14 protein-coding genes are annotated in these 14,441 nt (G+C 69.4%); 12 read left to right on the top strand and 2 right to left on the bottom strand.

Annotated elements, in window-relative coordinates; genetic code table 11:
* Positions 1-8 precede the first annotated feature (8 nt).
* The 8 genes from NFH66_RS06995 (at position 9) to murB (ending at position 6,638) form a co-directional block, all read left to right on the top strand.
* Positions 9-707: a MotA/TolQ/ExbB proton channel family protein gene (locus NFH66_RS06995; protein WP_349609399.1), complete on the top strand. Its 699-nt coding sequence runs from the start codon at positions 9-11 to the stop codon at positions 705-707.
* Complete coding sequence (locus NFH66_RS07000) at positions 704-1,141, top strand: ExbD/TolR family protein (protein ID WP_349609401.1); 438 nt, start codon at positions 704-706, stop codon at positions 1,139-1,141. Before NFH66_RS06995 ends, NFH66_RS07000 begins: the two co-directional genes overlap by 4 nt.
* Positions 1,138-2,910, top strand: coding sequence for a lipid A export permease/ATP-binding protein MsbA (gene msbA / locus NFH66_RS07005; RefSeq protein ID WP_349609403.1), 1,773 nt, complete (start codon positions 1,138-1,140; stop codon positions 2,908-2,910). The genes NFH66_RS07000 and msbA overlap by 4 nt, the downstream gene beginning before the upstream one ends.
* A gap of 76 nt (positions 2,911-2,986) precedes the next feature.
* Positions 2,987-4,054, top strand: coding sequence for a tetraacyldisaccharide 4'-kinase (gene lpxK / locus NFH66_RS07010; protein ID WP_349609404.1), 1,068 nt, complete (start codon positions 2,987-2,989; stop codon positions 4,052-4,054).
* A 10-nt stretch (positions 4,055-4,064) separates the two neighbouring features.
* Entirely contained in the window at positions 4,065-4,274 is a 210-nt protein-coding gene (locus NFH66_RS07015) for a Trm112 family protein (RefSeq protein ID WP_213313321.1), read from the top strand.
* Positions 4,274-5,137: a 3-deoxy-manno-octulosonate cytidylyltransferase gene (kdsB, locus tag NFH66_RS07020; protein ID WP_349609405.1), complete on the top strand. Its 864-nt coding sequence runs from the start codon at positions 4,274-4,276 to the stop codon at positions 5,135-5,137. The genes NFH66_RS07015 and kdsB overlap by 1 nt, the downstream gene beginning before the upstream one ends.
* Positions 5,137-5,613, top strand: coding sequence for a low molecular weight protein-tyrosine-phosphatase (locus NFH66_RS07025; protein ID WP_349609406.1), 477 nt, complete (start codon positions 5,137-5,139; stop codon positions 5,611-5,613). Before kdsB ends, NFH66_RS07025 begins: the two co-directional genes overlap by 1 nt.
* A complete protein-coding gene (gene murB / locus NFH66_RS07030) occupies positions 5,610-6,638 on the top strand; it encodes a UDP-N-acetylmuramate dehydrogenase (protein WP_349609407.1) in 1,029 nt (342 codons plus the stop codon). Before NFH66_RS07025 ends, murB begins: the two co-directional genes overlap by 4 nt.
* A 94-nt stretch (positions 6,639-6,732) precedes the next feature.
* Here the strand turns inward: murB and rne are convergent, their stop codons facing one another.
* Positions 6,733-9,885 carry a ribonuclease E gene (rne, locus tag NFH66_RS07035; protein ID WP_349609408.1) on the bottom strand — a complete coding sequence of 1,051 codons (3,153 nt, stop codon included), beginning with the start codon at positions 9,883-9,885 and terminating at the stop codon, positions 6,733-6,735.
* A gap of 568 nt (positions 9,886-10,453) precedes the next feature.
* On the opposite strand from rne, the gene NFH66_RS07040 reads away from it, so the two are divergent.
* From NFH66_RS07040 to sppA, 3 genes are read left to right on the top strand one after another with little or no spacing between them, the layout of a single operon-like run.
* Positions 10,454-11,401, top strand: coding sequence for an RluA family pseudouridine synthase (locus tag NFH66_RS07040; RefSeq protein WP_349609410.1), 948 nt, complete (start codon positions 10,454-10,456; stop codon positions 11,399-11,401).
* 9 nt (positions 11,402-11,410) lie between these two features.
* Positions 11,411-12,064 (top strand): HAD-IA family hydrolase, encoded by a 654-nt coding sequence (locus tag NFH66_RS07045; protein WP_349609412.1) that lies wholly within the window; start codon positions 11,411-11,413, stop codon positions 12,062-12,064.
* 3 nt (positions 12,065-12,067) lie between these two features.
* Positions 12,068-13,165, top strand: a complete 1,098-nt coding sequence (sppA, locus tag NFH66_RS07050) for a signal peptide peptidase SppA (RefSeq protein ID WP_349609413.1) — start codon at positions 12,068-12,070, stop codon at positions 13,163-13,165.
* A gap of 36 nt (positions 13,166-13,201) precedes the next feature.
* Here sppA and NFH66_RS07055 read toward each other — a convergent pair whose 3' ends face one another.
* On the bottom strand, positions 13,202-13,795 hold the full coding sequence (locus NFH66_RS07055) for a Maf family protein (protein WP_349609414.1): 594 nt from the start codon (positions 13,793-13,795) through the stop codon (positions 13,202-13,204).
* Between the two features lie 101 nt (positions 13,796-13,896).
* On the opposite strand from NFH66_RS07055, the gene NFH66_RS07060 reads away from it, so the two are divergent.
* Positions 13,897-14,424, top strand: a complete 528-nt coding sequence (locus NFH66_RS07060) for a YceD family protein (protein ID WP_349609416.1) — start codon at positions 13,897-13,899, stop codon at positions 14,422-14,424.
* Positions 14,425-14,441: the final 17 nt, after the last annotated feature.

The raw sequence follows: 14,441 nt of genomic DNA on the forward strand, positions 1-14,441 counted from the left end.
ATGAGCGCATGGACATGATGGAGGCCCTGGTCGCCGGGGGCTGGCTGATGCTGCCGCTGCTCGGCTGCTCGCTGCTGGCCACGGTGATCATCATCGAGCGCCTGTGGACCCTGCGCGCCGGGCGCATCGCCCCGCGCGGGCTGGGCCAGGAGGTCTGCACACTGATCAGCCGTGGCCAGGTCAACCTCTACTGGCTGGAGAGCCACTCGCCGCTGGGCGGGGTGCTGGCCGCTGGGTTGCGCAACGCCCGGCTTGGCCACGAGCAGGTCAGGGCGCGCCTGAGCGAGGCCGCCACCGCGGTGATCCATGACATGGAGCGCTTCCTGAGCCCGCTGGGCACCATCGCCGCCATCGCCCCGCTGATTGGCCTGCTGGGAACCGTGGTGGGCATGATCGAGGTGTTCGCGGTGATCGTCTCGGGGGACGGGGCGAGCCGTACGGCGGATCTAGCCGGCGGCATCTCTCAGGCGCTGGTGACCACCGCGGCGGGCCTCACCGTGGCGATCCCCGCGCTGATGTTCCACCGCTACTTCCAGCGCCGGGTGGAGGATATCACCGTGCGCATGGAGGAGCAGGCCGGCCAGGTGGTGGAGTTCCTCGCCCACTATGGCGACGACATCACCCTGGCCGAGCGCCAGGAGCCGGCCCGTGATGCCGAGCGTGTCGAGGCCGACGGCCGGCTCGCCCCCGAGGTGAAGCGCCCGTGAGGTTCCCGCGACGCCGCCGTGAGCCGGTGGAGGTGAATCTCACCCCGCTGATCGATGTGGTGTTCCTGCTGCTGATCTTCTTCATGGTCTCCACCACCTTCGAGACCCGCCAGGCACTCGAGCTCACCCTGCCGGAGTCGGTCAGCGGCGTTGCCACCGAGCCGTCGCCGGTGACCCTGGTGGTCAGCGCCGAGGGCGTCTATCGGCTGGCAGGGCGCGAGCTGGCCCCTGGGTCGCTGGGCGCGGCGCTGGCCGCCGAGGCACAGCAGGCCCGCGAACATGGCTTGGTGGTGGAGGCCGATGCGCAAGCCCGCCATGCCGACGTGGTGCGCGCCCTCGACCAGGCCGGCCTGCAGGGCATCCGGCGCGTGCGCATCGCCACCACCGAGAGTTCGCCGAGCGATTCCTCACCCAGACCAACGGAGACGCCGTGACTCCCATCGGGACTTCCCAACACGCTTCCCGGCAGTCGGGCCTGACGCTCTATCGCCGCCTGCTGAGCTATGTGCGCCCCTACTGGCGCTCCTTCGCCCTGGCCACCTTCGGCTACGCCATCTATGCCGCCTCCAGTACCGCCCTGGCGGAGATGATGAAGCGCCTGATCGATGGCATCCAGGATCCCGATGCGGCCTTTCGGCTGTTCCTGCCATTGTTCGTGGTGGGCATGTTCGCCGCCCGGGGCCTGGGGACCTTCCTCGGCACCTACTTCATGAGCAACGTGGCGCGCAACGTGGTCCATGCGCTGCGCTGCGATGTCTTCAACCATATGCTGCACCTGCCGGGGCGCTTCTTCGACAACCACTCCAGCGGCCACCTGATCTCGCGGGTCACCTACCACGTGGAGCAGGTCACCGGGGCGGCCACCAAGGCACTGACCATCCTGTTGCGCGAGGGGCTCTTCGTGATCGGCCTGGTCAGCTACCTGCTGTGGACCAACTGGATGCTGACGCTGCTGTTCCTGGCGGTCACCCCGCTGATCGGCGGGGTGGTGAGCTATACCAGCAAGCGCTTCCGGCGTATCTCGGGGCGTATCCAGGCCTCCATGGGAGAGGTCACCCACGTCGCCTCCGAGGCGCTCTCCGGCTACCGGGTGGTGCGCACCCACGGCGCCGAGGAGTTCGAGAAGGCCCGCTTCGCGGCGGCCAGCGACTACAACCGCCAGCAGAGCCTGAAGGAGGCGCTGACCAAGGCGGTCAGTACCCCGGTGATCCAGCTGCTGGTGGCCCTGGCCCTGGCGGTACTGGTGTGGCTGGCCATGTCGCCGGCGCTGATGGCCGACATGACCGCCGGCGAGTTCGTGGCCTTCATCACCGCTGCCTCGCTGATGGCCAAGCCGGTGCGTCAGCTGACCGAGATCAACAGCGAGATCCAGAAGGGCCTGGCCGCCTCGTCGGAGCTGTTCGGGCTGCTCGAGCAGCCTCCCGAGCGCGACGAGGGTACCTACGAGCCCTCGCGACTTGCCGGTCGCGTGACCCTGGAGGGGGTCGCCTTCCGCTATGCCGATGGCCAGCCGGAGGTGCTCAAGGGCATCGACCTTGAGGTGGCCGAGGGTGAGATGGTGGCGATCGTCGGGCGCTCGGGCAGTGGCAAGTCGACCCTGGTGGGCCTGTTACCGCGTTTCTATCGTCCGACTGCCGGGCGCGTGCTGATCGACGACGTGCCCCTGGATGACTACCGGCTGGCGCCCCTGCGCCGCCAGATCGCCCTGGTCTCCCAGCAGGTGACCCTGTTCAACGCGAGCATCGCCGACAACATCGCCTACGGGGTGGAGAGCGCCGACCTGGCGGCCATCGAGGCGGCGGCCCGCTCCGCCCATGCCCATGAGTTCATCGAGCGCCTGCCCCAGGGCTATGCGACGCTGGTCGGTGACAACGGCGTGATGCTCTCCGGCGGGCAGCGTCAGCGCCTGGCCATCGCCCGGGCGATCTTCAAGGATGCGCCGCTGCTGATCCTCGACGAGGCCACCTCGGCTCTGGATACCGAGTCCGAACGCCATATCCAGGCGGCACTGGAAGAGGTCTGCAAGGGGCGCACCACCCTGGTGATCGCCCACCGCCTCTCCACCATCGAGCGCGCCGATCGCATCCTGGTGATGGAGCAGGGCGAGATCATCGAGCAGGGCAGCCATGCCGAGCTGCTGGCCCGTGATGGTGCCTATGCAGCGCTGCATCGCCTGCAGTTCCAGGAGGCCGACCCGGCATGAAGCACAGGCAGGATGGCGGAACGGCGACCCTGGCCGCGGCGCAGCATCGCCTGCGCTGCCGGAAGTCCAGGCCGGCATGAGCGGGCTGGGCGAGCGCTGGCTGACCGCCGCCTACCGGGGGGATGCCTGGCTGGGGCTGCTGCGCCCACTGGAGGCGCTCTACCGCTGGGCGGTGCGGCGTCGCGCCGCTGCCTATGCCAGCGGGCGCCGCCAGGCATGGCGGGCGCCAGTGCCGGTGATCGTGGTCGGCAACCTGACCCTGGGCGGGACCGGCAAGTCGCCGCTGGTGGCCTGGCTGGTGGAGCGCCTGGCCGCACGCGGCTGGCGGCCGGGTATCCTGTCGCGGGGCTATGGCGGCAAGGGGGCCGATCATCCGCTGCTCGTGGAGCCCTCGACGCCGGCCGCGGCCTGCGGCGACGAGCCGCGCATGCTGGCCGACCAGACCGGCGTGCCGGTGGTGGTGGACCCCGACCGCCCGCGCGGGGCGCGGCGACTGCTCGACGCCGGCTGCGACATCCTGGTCAGCGACGACGGCCTGCAGCACCTGGCCTTGGCCCGCGACCTGGAGCTGGTGGTGGTGGATGGGGCGCGTGGCTTCGGCAACGGGCGCTGCCTGCCGGCGGGGCCGCTGCGCGAACCCATGTCGCGCCTGGACAGCGTCGATGCCATCCTGGTCAACGGCGAGCCACGGAGCTCGTTGCCCCCGGCCGCCAGGCGCATGGCGCTGGTGCCATCTGCCTGGCGTCGCCTCGGCGATGGCCGGCGCTACCCCATCGCGGCGCCACCCTTCGTGGGGCCGGTGCATGCCGTGGCCGGCATCGGCCGCCCGGAACGCTTCTTCGAGACCCTGGAGGGGCTCGGCATCGAAGTGATGGCCCACCCCTTCGGTGACCATCATGCCTTCCGTGCCGACGAGCTACGCTTCGCCGATCATCGGCCGCTGGTGATGACCGCCAAGGATGCCGTCAAGTGCCGTGACCTGGCCCCCGGGGAGAGCTGGGTGCTGGAAGTGGAGGCCGCCCCCGAGCCTGCCTTTGTCGCCTGGCTCGACGAGTGCCTGGCGGCGCTGAGGGTTCGCCGGGTGCCCGGGAAAGATGACACGAATTCGCGAGCCGGCGAGATGCCGGCTCATCCCCCGACCTGAGGTGAATACGATGGACAAGGAACTGCTGGCCATGCTGGTCTGCCCGCTGTGCAAGGGCAAGCTCAAGTACCACCGCGAGGCCGATGAACTGCACTGCCTCTTCGATGGCCTGGCCTATCCGGTTCGCGATGGCATCCCGGTGATGCTGGCCGAGGAGGCGCGACAGCTCTCCGTCGACGAGAAGCTGCATGACTCGCCCGGACGCACGGGAGAGGCCTGATGGCGGAGGGGACGGGGAAAAATCGAAGGGAGTTCATCGCGGTCATCCCGGCACGCTTCGCCTCGTCACGGTTGCCTGGCAAGCCGCTGGCCGAGATCGCCGGTGAGCCTATGCTGGCCCACGTCTGGCGACGCGCCAGGGAGAGCGGGGCGACTCGGGTGGTGGTGGCCACCGACGATCCGCGTATCGAGCAGGCCATGGCGCCGCTGGGAGCGGAGGTGGTGATGACTCGCGCGGACCACCCCTCCGGCACCGACCGACTGGCCGAGGTCGCCGAGCGCCTGGGGCTCGATGACGATGCCGTACTGGTCAACGTCCAGGGCGACGAGCCTCTGATCCCCCCGGCGCTGATTGATCAGGTCGCCGAGCGACTGTTCGATGATCCCGGGGCTTCCATCGCGACCCTGGCCGAGCCGATCAACGAGGTGGCGACGCTGTTCAACCCCAACGTGGTCAAGGTGGTACGCGCCCGCGACGGGCGTGCCCTCTACTTCTCGCGCTCTCCCATCCCCTGGGATAGAGAGTCCTGGGATAGAGAGTTCTGGGATAGAGAGTTCTGGGATAGGGAAGCCTGGAGTCGTGATGCCCTGGCCGCGCGCCCCGAGCGGCTGGCCACCGAGGCCTGGTTGCGTCATATCGGCCTCTACGCCTACCGGGCCGCCTTCCTCGCCGAGTACCGCGGCTGGCCGCCGTCGCCCCTCGAGGCGCTCGAGCAGCTTGAACAGCTGCGCGCGCTGCATCACGGGCATGCCATACAGGTGGCCCTGGCCCGCGAGTCACATCCCGCCGGTGTCGACACCGCCGAGGACCTTGCCCGGGTACGGGCGCTGCTGGAGTCGGGACAGCCAGGAGGAAACCACTGATGCGCGTACTGTTCGTCTGCCTGGGCAATATCTGTCGCTCGCCCACCGCCGAGGGTGTCTTGCGGCACCGGCTCGAGGCCCACGGCCTGGCGGCCCGTGTCGAGGTCGACTCCTGCGGTATCGCCTCCTGGCACGAGGGCAAGGCGCCGGATCGGCGCACCTGTGAAGCGGCCGCCCGGCGTGGCATCGACCTCTCGGCGCTGCGCGCCCGCCAGCTGAGGGAGACCGACTTCCATGCCTTCGACTACCTGCTGGCCATGGACCACGACAACCTGAGGGCCATGCGCGAGCAGGCCCCCGCGGGTCTCGACGTCCATATGGGGCTGTTCCTCGAGTTCGCCGGCCTGCCGGATGGCGCCGTGCCGGATCCCTATTATGGCGGCGAGGAGGGGTTCGAGGAGGTCCTCGACCTGGTCGAGCGAGCCGCCGACGGCCTGCTCGAGGAGATCGCCGGGCGCCTGGAGGCAGCGCGTTGAATCCGGAGCGTTTCTCCTCGCATGACCTGACCCGTGCCAATACTCTGGGCCTGCCCTGTGTGGCGGAGCGCTTCTGCGCCCCGGGGAACCTGGCCGAGCTGCAGGCTGCCCTGGCCGAGGCCAGGGAGCAGGGCTGGCCGCTGACGCTTCTCGGCGGCGGCAGCAACCTGATCCTGCCGCCGTTCCTGCAGGGCCTGGTGGTGCGGCCGGCCATGACCGAGTGGTGGCAGGAGGAGAGCGAGGAGGGCTCGCTGCGGATCCATGCCGAGGCCGGGGTGAACTGGCACGAGCTGGTCATGGGGCTGGCCGCCCGGGGCCTGTGGGGAACCGAGAACCTGGCGCTGATTCCCGGCCTCTGTGGCGCCGCGCCGATTCAGAACATCGGCGCCTACGGCGTGGAGCTGGCCGATGTGCTGGAGGCGGTGGAGGTGGTCCATCTGGCGGATGGCAGCGTGAACTGGCTGAGCCCCGAGGCGTGCCGCTTCGGCTATCGTGACAGCGTCTTCAAGGGGGCGCTGGCGGGACGGGTGGTGATCACCCGGCTGGTGTTGCGCCTGTCGCGCCGGGCCCAGCCGCGTCTCGGCTATGGCGACCTGGCGAGCCGCCTGGGGGCGTCACCCACGGCGTTGGAGGTGGCCGAGGCGGTATGCGCCATTCGCCGCGAGAAGCTGCCCGACCCCGCACTGCTGGGCAATGCCGGCAGCTTCTTCAAGAATCCGCTGGTCGCGAGTGAGCTGGCCGAGCGATTGCTGGTCGAGCATCCCGAGATGCCGCACTTCCCCCAGCCGGACGGCCGCGTCAAGCTGGCTGCCGGCTGGCTGATCGAGCGCTGTGGCCTCAAGGGCTGGCGGGAGGGCCACTTCGGCGTGCACGACCGCCAGGCGCTGGTGCTGGTGCACTTCGGCGGCGGCAGTGCCGCCGAGCTGATGGCCTTCGCCGACCGGGTGGCTGACAGCGTTCGCGACCGTTTCGGCGTCGAGCTCGAGCGCGAGCCACGCGTGGCCGGGGAGCCGGTGCTCCGCTGACCCTCTTCGCCGAGGCCCAGGGTCAGGCCCACGAAACGACAGCGCCCGCAGCCATGGCTGCGGTGCGCTGTGCCTTCCAGGGGGGAGCGGGGCTTCAGCCCTGCTTGCCCTCCTGCTCGCGACGGCGGATCTCCCGCGGGTCGTTATGGGCGCGGCGGCGGCGACGGCCTGCGCGGTGCTCGGCCGGCGTCTCGGCGTCGGGCTTCGGCTCTGCCTTGGGCACCTCGGCCTTCTGCTCGGGCTTCTGCTCTGCCTTGGGCGCCTCGGCCTTCGGCTCCGCCTTGGGCGCCTCGGCCTTGGGCTCGGGCTTCGGTTCCGCCTTGGGCGCCTCGGCCTTCTGCTCGGGCGTCGACTCCGCCTTGGGCGTCTCGGCCTTCTGCTCGGGCTTCGGTTCGGCCTTGGGCTCGGGCTTAGGTTCGGGCGTCGGCTCCGCCTTGGGCGCCTCGGCCTTCTGCTCGGGCGTCGGTTCGGCCTTGGGCGCCTCGGCCTTCTGCTCGGGCTTCGGCTCCGCCTTGGGTGCCTCGGCCTTGGTCTCGGGCGTCGGCTCCGCCTTGGGCGCCTCGGCCTTCTGCTCGGGCTTCGGCTCCGCCTTGGGCGCCTCGGCCTCGGGCTTCGACTCCGTCTTGGGCGTCTCGGCCTTGGCCTCGGGCTTCGGTTCCGCCTTGGGCGCCTTGGCCTCGGGCTTCGGCTCGGCCTTGGGTGCCTCGGCCTTGGGCTCGGGCTTCGACTCCGCCTTGGGCGTCTCGGCCTTGGGCTCGGGCTTCGGCTCCGCCTTGGGCGCCTCGGCCTTGGGCTCGGGTTTAGGTTCGGGCTTGGTCTCCGCCTTGGGCGCCTCGGCCTTCTGCTCGGGCTTCGGCTCCGCCTTGGGCGTCTCGGCCTTCTGCTCGGCCAGCTCCACCGGCTGGGTGTCTTCCGTGGCCTCGGCCTTGGCGGCTTCCGCCTGCAGACGCTGCTGCTCCTCTAGTGCCTTGGGATGGATGGCGTGCTGGCGGCTGCGGTTGCGCGGGTTGTTGCGCATGCGCTTGGGCTTGCCGTCATCCACCGGCGCATCGTTCCTGGTCTCGGCCGGCTTTCTGACCTCCTCCTGCTTCTGCGGTTCGGCCGGTTTCTGGCTGGCGCGTGGGTCGCGCTTGTCGCCGGCGTTCTGGCGGCGGCTGTCGTCGCGTCCCTTGGTGGCATCCTGCTGGCGGGGCTGGCGGCCCTCGTCCTGGCGGTTGCCGTCCTGGCGGCCACGGCCGCGACCCCCACGATTACCGCGGTTGTCACGGTTGTCGTTGCCTTCCGCCTTGCCATCCGTGTGCTCGTTGTCCTGGCGCGCCACGCTACGCCTGTCATCGTTGCGTGGGCGGCGCTGACGGGTGTTGCGTCCGCCGCGTTCTTCCTCGCGGGGGGCGGCCCGGCGCTCGCCCTTGTCGTTGCCTGCTGGTGCGTTGGCGGGCGCCGGCTTCCGGGGGGCGTCGCCGGAGGGGGCCTCGTCGCCGCCTAGCAACTTGGAGAGTCCCTTGACCAGGCGACCCAACACCCCGCCCTGGGGCTCCTGGGCCACGGGAGGCGCACTGCGCCTAGGGGCGGCGGCCTTGGCGGGGGTGGCGGGCGCTGCCTGCTTCACGGGAGGCTCGTCCTGCTGCAGCGAGGCGGGCGCCGGCTCATGATGGATCACGGTCTTCACCGCGGCTTCGGCGCGCTGCACCGGCTTGCCGAAGGAGGCTTCCGGCTCCTTGCCCACCTCGGTGTCGAGGGGGAGCTCAAAGCTGGATTTCTGGCTGCCGTCCTCCTCGACATGGTCGTCGCGCAGGCGCTGAACGTCGTAGTGGGGGGTGGCCATGTCGGGGTTGGGCAGCAGCACGACGCGCACATCCTGGCGGCGCTCGATGTCGGCCAGTACCTTGCGCTTCTCGTTGAGCAGGTAGGTCGCCACCGGCACCGGCAGGATGGCGCGGATCTGGGCGCTGCGCTCCTTCATGGCCTCTTCCTCGATGAGGCGCATGATCGACAGCGAGATGGAGCGCACGTCGCGGATTGTGCCCTGGCCGTTGCAGCGCGGGCAGACCACGCCGCTGGTCTCGCCCAGCGAGGGGCGCAGGCGCTGGCGCGACATCTCCATCAGGCCGAAGCGCGAGATGCGGCCGATCTGGACCCGGGCGCGATCGATCTTGAGGGCGTCGCGCATGCGGTTCTCGACCTCGCGCTGGTTGCGCGCCGGGCTCATGTCGATGAAATCGATCACCACCAGGCCGCCGATATCGCGCAGGCGCAGCTGGCGCGCGGCCTCGTCGGCTGCCTCCAGGTTGGTCTGCAGGGCCGTCTCCTCGATGTCGCTGCCGCGGGTGGCGCGCGCCGAGTTGATGTCGATGGAGACCAGCGCCTCGGTATGGTCGATGACGATGGAGCCGCCGGAGGGGAGCTTCACCTCGCGTTCGTAGGCGGTCTCGATCTGTGACTCGATCTGGAAGCGCGAGAAGAGCGGCACCTCGTCGACATAGAGCTTGATCTTCTGCTGGTAGGAGGGCATCACCTGGCGGATGAAGGCCAGTGCCTCCTCGTGCACCGCGGGGTTGTCGATCAGTACCTCGCCGATATCCTGGCGCAGGTAGTCACGCATAGCGCGGATGATGACGTTGGACTCGCGGTAGATCAGGAAGGGGGCGGGGCGCTTGCCGGCCTCGGCGGTGATCGATTCCCACACCTGCACCAGGTAGTCCAGGTCCCACTGCAGCTCCTCGGGGCTGCGGCCGATGCCGGCGGTGCGCACGATCAGGCCCATGCGGTCCGGCACGCTGAGCTGGTTCATCGCCTCCTTGAGCTGGCTACGCTCCTCGCCCTCGATGCGCCGCGAGATGCCGCCGGCCTTGGGGTTGTTGGGCATCAGCACCAGGAAGCGGCCGGCCAGGGAGATGAAGGTGGTCAGGGCGGCGCCCTTGTTGCCACGCTCTTCCTTGTCGACCTGGACGATCACCTCCTGGCCCTCCTTCAGCACCTCCTTGATGCTGGGGCGGCCGTCGGGATCCTTGACGAAGTACTCGCGGGAGATCTCCTTGAGGGGCAGGAAGCCGTGGCGCTCGGCGCCGAAGTCGACGAAGGCGGCTTCGAGGGAGGGTTCTATGCGGGTGATCTTGCCGCGATAGATATTGGCTTTCTTCTGTTCCCGGGCACCGGATTCGATGTCCAGATCGTAGAGGCGTTGTCCATCGACCAGCGCGACGCGCAGCTCTTCGGGCTGGGTCGCATTGATGAGCATCCGTTTCATGTTGACTCGCACTATATGGCGCCGGTGAGCGCGACGTGGCGAACCGCTGTGTGCTGCGTGCCTGTGCTCAGCGCATGTCACGGATGCGCAGCTGCGTCCGACCGCGTCGCTCCCGGTGGGGCAGCGCCGCGGCATGAGCCTGTTGAGTACGGGGCGGGGGCAAGACATGTTCCGGCGGGCGTCACCCATCCGGCCCTGCGGTCACCGCCAACACCTGGCATTCATCGATTCGCCTACGCCGGCCTTCCGGCACGCTGTTGAACGTGTCCCGTGGCCTGCCGTCGCTCCGTGACTGGGGTAGCGGCGGGGGGGGGGTACGGGCGTGGCGCGTTTATCGCTGTATCATTTGTCTCTTGCTACGGGCGGCGGGACGTCTTGGCGTCATCGCGGCCTGATCTTTTCGCTCCGGCCTGCGTGTCTGTCGGGCAGGCGCCTTGCGGGTGCAATGATGCCCATTGGAGCGACTTGGCAATATAACAGCAAGCGCCATGGGCAGCAATTGGCGCCGCATGGGGCACAGTGCGTTAGAATGCGCCCTTTCGCAGTTTCTGATCAGTGGAGTCTCGGCATGGCCGAAGGGCGCGACGTACAGTGGGTGGAGGTGACGGAAGGACAGGACGGCCAGCGGGTCGACAACTTCCTGATGACGCGCATCAAGGGAGCGCCCCGGGCGCTGATCTACCGCATCGTGCGCAAGGGCGAGGTGCGTGTGAACAAGAAGCGCGTCAAGCCGGATACTCGCCTCGCCACGGGCGACCTGGTGCGTATCCCGCCGCTGAAGCTGTCGCCTCGCGAGGCGGTGCGCGAGGTGAGCGACAACCTGCGCAACCTGCTGGCGGGCAGCGTGCTGGTGGAGGGGCGTGACTGGCTGGTGATCAACAAGCCCTCGGGGCTGGCCGTGCACGGCGGCAGCGGAGTCAAGATCGGCCTGATCGAGGCGCTGCGCCAGGTGCGCGAGGATCTCGACTTCCTGGAGCTGGTGCACCGGCTGGATCGTGATACCTCGGGCTGCCTGCTGCTGGCCAAGTCACGGCCGGCGCTGCTGGCGCTCAACGCCTCCCTCAAGCAGCAGCAGATGGAGAAGTGCTACCTGGCGTTGGTGGCGGGGCGCTGGCCCGCGCGCCGCGACTTCGTGGCGGCGCGTCTGGATCGCTACACCCTGGCCAACGGCGAGCGCCGGGTGCGGGTGGATCCCGCGGGCAAGGTGGCCCGTACCCGGTTCGCGGTGCGCGAGGCCTTCCCCGGGGTGAGCCTGCTGGAGGCGGAGCCAGTGACCGGCCGCACCCACCAGATCCGCGTCCACGCCGCCCATGCGGGGCATCCGCTGCTCGGCGACGACAAGTATGGTAACCGCGAGGGCCAGGCGCTGGCGGCGCGGCTGGGCCTCGCACGACTCTTCCTGCATGCCGAGTCGCTGGCCTTTCCCGAGCCCACCAGCGGCCGCGAGGTGCGCATCCGCGCGCCGCTGCCCGACGACCTTCAGGCGGTGCTTGCCCGCGCCCGCCGGGCCAGCTGAGGAGTGACGATGCGTTATCGACTGGTGATCTTCGATTGGGATGGGACCCTGATGGACTCCGCGGCGCGGATCGTCGGCTGTATGCAGGCGGCGTCACGCGATGCCGGCTGGGGAGAGCTGTCGGCCGAGGCGGTGCGCGACATCATCGGCCTGGGGTTGCCCGAGGCGATTGCGACGCTCTGCCCGGGCATCGACCCGGATCGCGCCGAGTTGCTGCGTAGCCGTTACGCCTGGCACTTCGTGGAGGGCAGCGACACGCCCATGACCTTCTTCCCCGAGGTGGAGCGCGGACTGGCCGAGCTGCATGGGCGGCCGGGGCAGCGCCTGGCGGTGGCTACCGGCAAGAGCCGGCGCGGCCTCGACCGTGTCTTCCGCGAGAGTGCCTGCGGGCACTGGTTCCATGCCAGCCGGACCGCCGACGAGACCCGCTCCAAGCCACATCCGTTGATGCTCGAGGAGCTGCTGGCGGAGCTCGCCGTGCCCCCGGCGGAGGCGGTGATGGTGGGGGATACCGAGTATGACCTGGAGATGGCCCGAGCCATCGGCATGGATCGCGTGGCGGTCACCTGGGGAGTGCATGCCCCCGAGCGCCTGGCGGCGAGTCGGCCGGCCTTCACCGCCCAGACGGTGCCCGAGCTGTTCGACTGGTTGCAGAGGAGATAGACGATGTCCGATGAGCGCAATGAGCACCCGGGGGGCGGGGATCCCTGGACCCAGGGGCCCGAGCTGAGTCGCGACGAGGCCAGGGCACGGCGCCAGGCGAGCGATTCGGACCTGGCGCCGCCGGCAGAGGATGCCGAGGCGCTGCGCGAGCGCCAGCGACTCGAGCAGACGGCGATGATGGGGCGCTGGATTGATGGCGTGCTCACCGAGCAGCGACGTTCGCGGCGCTGGAAGCTGTTCTTCCGTTTCCTGTTCGCGGCGCTGATCGCCGCCTCATTGTCGATCACCCTCTATGGCCTGCTGGCGGGGCCATCCGCGGTGGGCGGGGCGGAGGGGGCGCACCTCGGGGTGGTCAAGGTGGAGGGCGTGATCGATGCCGATGGGGCGGCCAGCGCGCAGCGCATCAATGCCGGCCTGAGGCGTGCCTGGGAGGCCGAGCAGAGCCGCGCGGTGGTGCTGCATATCAATAGCCCCGGGGGCAGCCCGGTGCAGTCCCAGCGCATCTTCGACGAGGTGATGCGGCTGCGCGGCGAGGGCGACAAGCCGATCATCGCGGTGATCGAGGACATCGGTGCCAGCGGTGCCTACTACATCGCCGCCGGTGCCGATGAGATCATCGCTGCGCCGGCCAGCCTGGTGGGCTCCATTGGAGTGATCTACTCGAGCTTCGGCTTCCAGGAGGCGATCGACCGCCTGGGTGTGGAGCGCCGCGTCTATACCGCCGGCGACAACAAGGCCTTCCTCGACCCTTTCTCGGAGGTGGCCCCGGCGCAGCGCGAGTTCTGGCAGTCGGTGCTGGACAGCACCCATGAGCAGTTCATCGCCGCGGTGCGCGAGGGGCGCGGCGAGCGCCTGAGCGATGATGATGCCCTGTTCAGCGGCCTCGTCTGGAGCGGCGAGCAGGCCCTCGAATTCGGCCTGGTGGACTCCCTGGGCAGCCTCGATACCCTGGCACGGGAGCGTCTTCCCGAGCCCAGGCTGCGCGACTACACGCCGCGCCTGGATCCCTTCGAGCGCCTCTCGCGACAGTTCGGTCGCGTGGCCCTGGAGTGGCTGGGGCTGCCCCGCGCCGACTCGCCGGTACGCTACCAGCTGCCCTGAAGCTGGCTGAAGAGGCGGCTCTTCCGGCGCCACTGCCTACTCGGTGGCGGCGCCCAGCGGGTCCAGGCCCGCCTCGCGCAGCAGCGCGCAGAGGCGGATCAGCGGCAGGCCGATCAGGGTGTTGGGGTCGTCGCCCTCGAGGCGCTCGAACAGGGTGATGCCCAGCCCCTCCATGCGAAAACTTCCGGCGCACTCCAGCGGCTGCTCCCGCTCTATATAGTGCGCGATCTCATCCTTGCTCAAGTGGCGAAACAGCACGTCATAGGTCTCGTGGCAGACCCAGTGGCGGGCGTGGCGGGTGTCCACCAGCGCCAGGCCGGTCAGAAAGCGCACCCGGTGGCCCGAGAATCGCGCCAGTTGGGCGCGGGCGGTGGCGAGGTCGGTGGGCTTGCCGAGGACCTCGCCGGCGAACAGGGCGACCTGGTCGGAGCCGATGATCAGGTGTTGCGGCCACTCGCCGGCCAGTTGCTGTGCCTTGGCGAGCGCCAGGCGGTGCACCAGGCCGCTGGGCGACTCGCCGGGACGGGGCGTCTCGTCGATGTCGGGGCTCTGCCAGGCATAGGGGAGCCCCAGGCGGTCGAGGAGCTGGCGTCGCCAGCGTGATCCGGAGGCGAGGACGAGGCGTGGCATGCGGGGGTCTCCAGGCTATCGGTAGCGCCGCAGGTTAGCATGCTGCGTGGTGCCACGGCGGCTTTGACAGGGGCGGGTCGAGTGCCTATCATTGCGCGCCTATGTTGACCACGCGACTCCCTGGCAGGGTCGAGCCCTACAAGCTCGCCGCCCGTGCCGAACACCTGGAAGGGCTGATGGCCCTGGACGCCTTCGAGCGACTGACCGACGCGGTCGGTCAGCAACAGGGCGATGTCGAGGTATGGCTGGATTTTGCCATCGACCCCCAGGGGCGCCGCGAGATTCATGGGCGGCTGCAGGCCGTTCTGCAGCTGCCCTGTCGGCGCTGCCTGCGCCCCATGGCGCAGACCGTCGAGAGCGAGTTCCTGCTCGGCATGGTCACCAGTGACGCCTTGGCGGCCGAGTTGCCCAGCACCCATGAGCCGGTGCTGGTGGAAGACGAACAGCTGAACCTGCTGACGATGGTTGAGGATGAACTGATCCTCAGCCTTCCCCAGGTGGTTTACCACGCTGAGGCCGACTGTGCGGTCTCGCGCGACCAGCTGACCAGCGGGGAGGATGCCGTGGCATCCCGCGAGCCCGCAGCCAGCCCCTTTGACGTGCTCCGGCACCTCAAGGGGAAATCCTGATTCATTACCGTTTCACT

Source organism: Halomonas sp. H10-9-1, assembly GCF_040147005.1.
Taxonomy (GTDB): domain Bacteria; phylum Pseudomonadota; class Gammaproteobacteria; order Pseudomonadales; family Halomonadaceae; genus Halomonas.

Bases quoted from the DNA above. Each gene is read 5' to 3' on its own strand.
- NFH66_RS06995 (WP_349609399.1), top strand. From the start codon at position 9: ATGGACATGATGGAGGCCCTGGTCGCCGGGGGCTGGCTGATGCTGCCG.
- lpxK (WP_349609404.1), top strand. From the start codon at position 2,987: ATGAGCGGGCTGGGCGAGCGCTGGCTGACCGCCGCCTACCGGGGGGAT.
- NFH66_RS07015 (WP_213313321.1), top strand. From the start codon at position 4,065: ATGGACAAGGAACTGCTGGCCATGCTGGTCTGCCCGCTGTGCAAGGGC.
- kdsB (WP_349609405.1), top strand. From the start codon at position 4,274: ATGGCGGAGGGGACGGGGAAAAATCGAAGGGAGTTCATCGCGGTCATC.
- NFH66_RS07025 (WP_349609406.1), top strand. From the start codon at position 5,137: ATGCGCGTACTGTTCGTCTGCCTGGGCAATATCTGTCGCTCGCCCACC.
- rne (WP_349609408.1), bottom strand. From the start codon at position 9,885: ATGAAACGGATGCTCATCAATGCGACCCAGCCCGAAGAGCTGCGCGTC.
- NFH66_RS07040 (WP_349609410.1), top strand. From the start codon at position 10,454: ATGGCCGAAGGGCGCGACGTACAGTGGGTGGAGGTGACGGAAGGACAG.
- NFH66_RS07045 (WP_349609412.1), top strand. From the start codon at position 11,411: ATGCGTTATCGACTGGTGATCTTCGATTGGGATGGGACCCTGATGGAC.
- sppA (WP_349609413.1), top strand. From the start codon at position 12,068: ATGTCCGATGAGCGCAATGAGCACCCGGGGGGCGGGGATCCCTGGACC.
- NFH66_RS07055 (WP_349609414.1), bottom strand. From the start codon at position 13,795: ATGCCACGCCTCGTCCTCGCCTCCGGATCACGCTGGCGACGCCAGCTC.
- NFH66_RS07060 (WP_349609416.1), top strand. From the start codon at position 13,897: ATGTTGACCACGCGACTCCCTGGCAGGGTCGAGCCCTACAAGCTCGCC.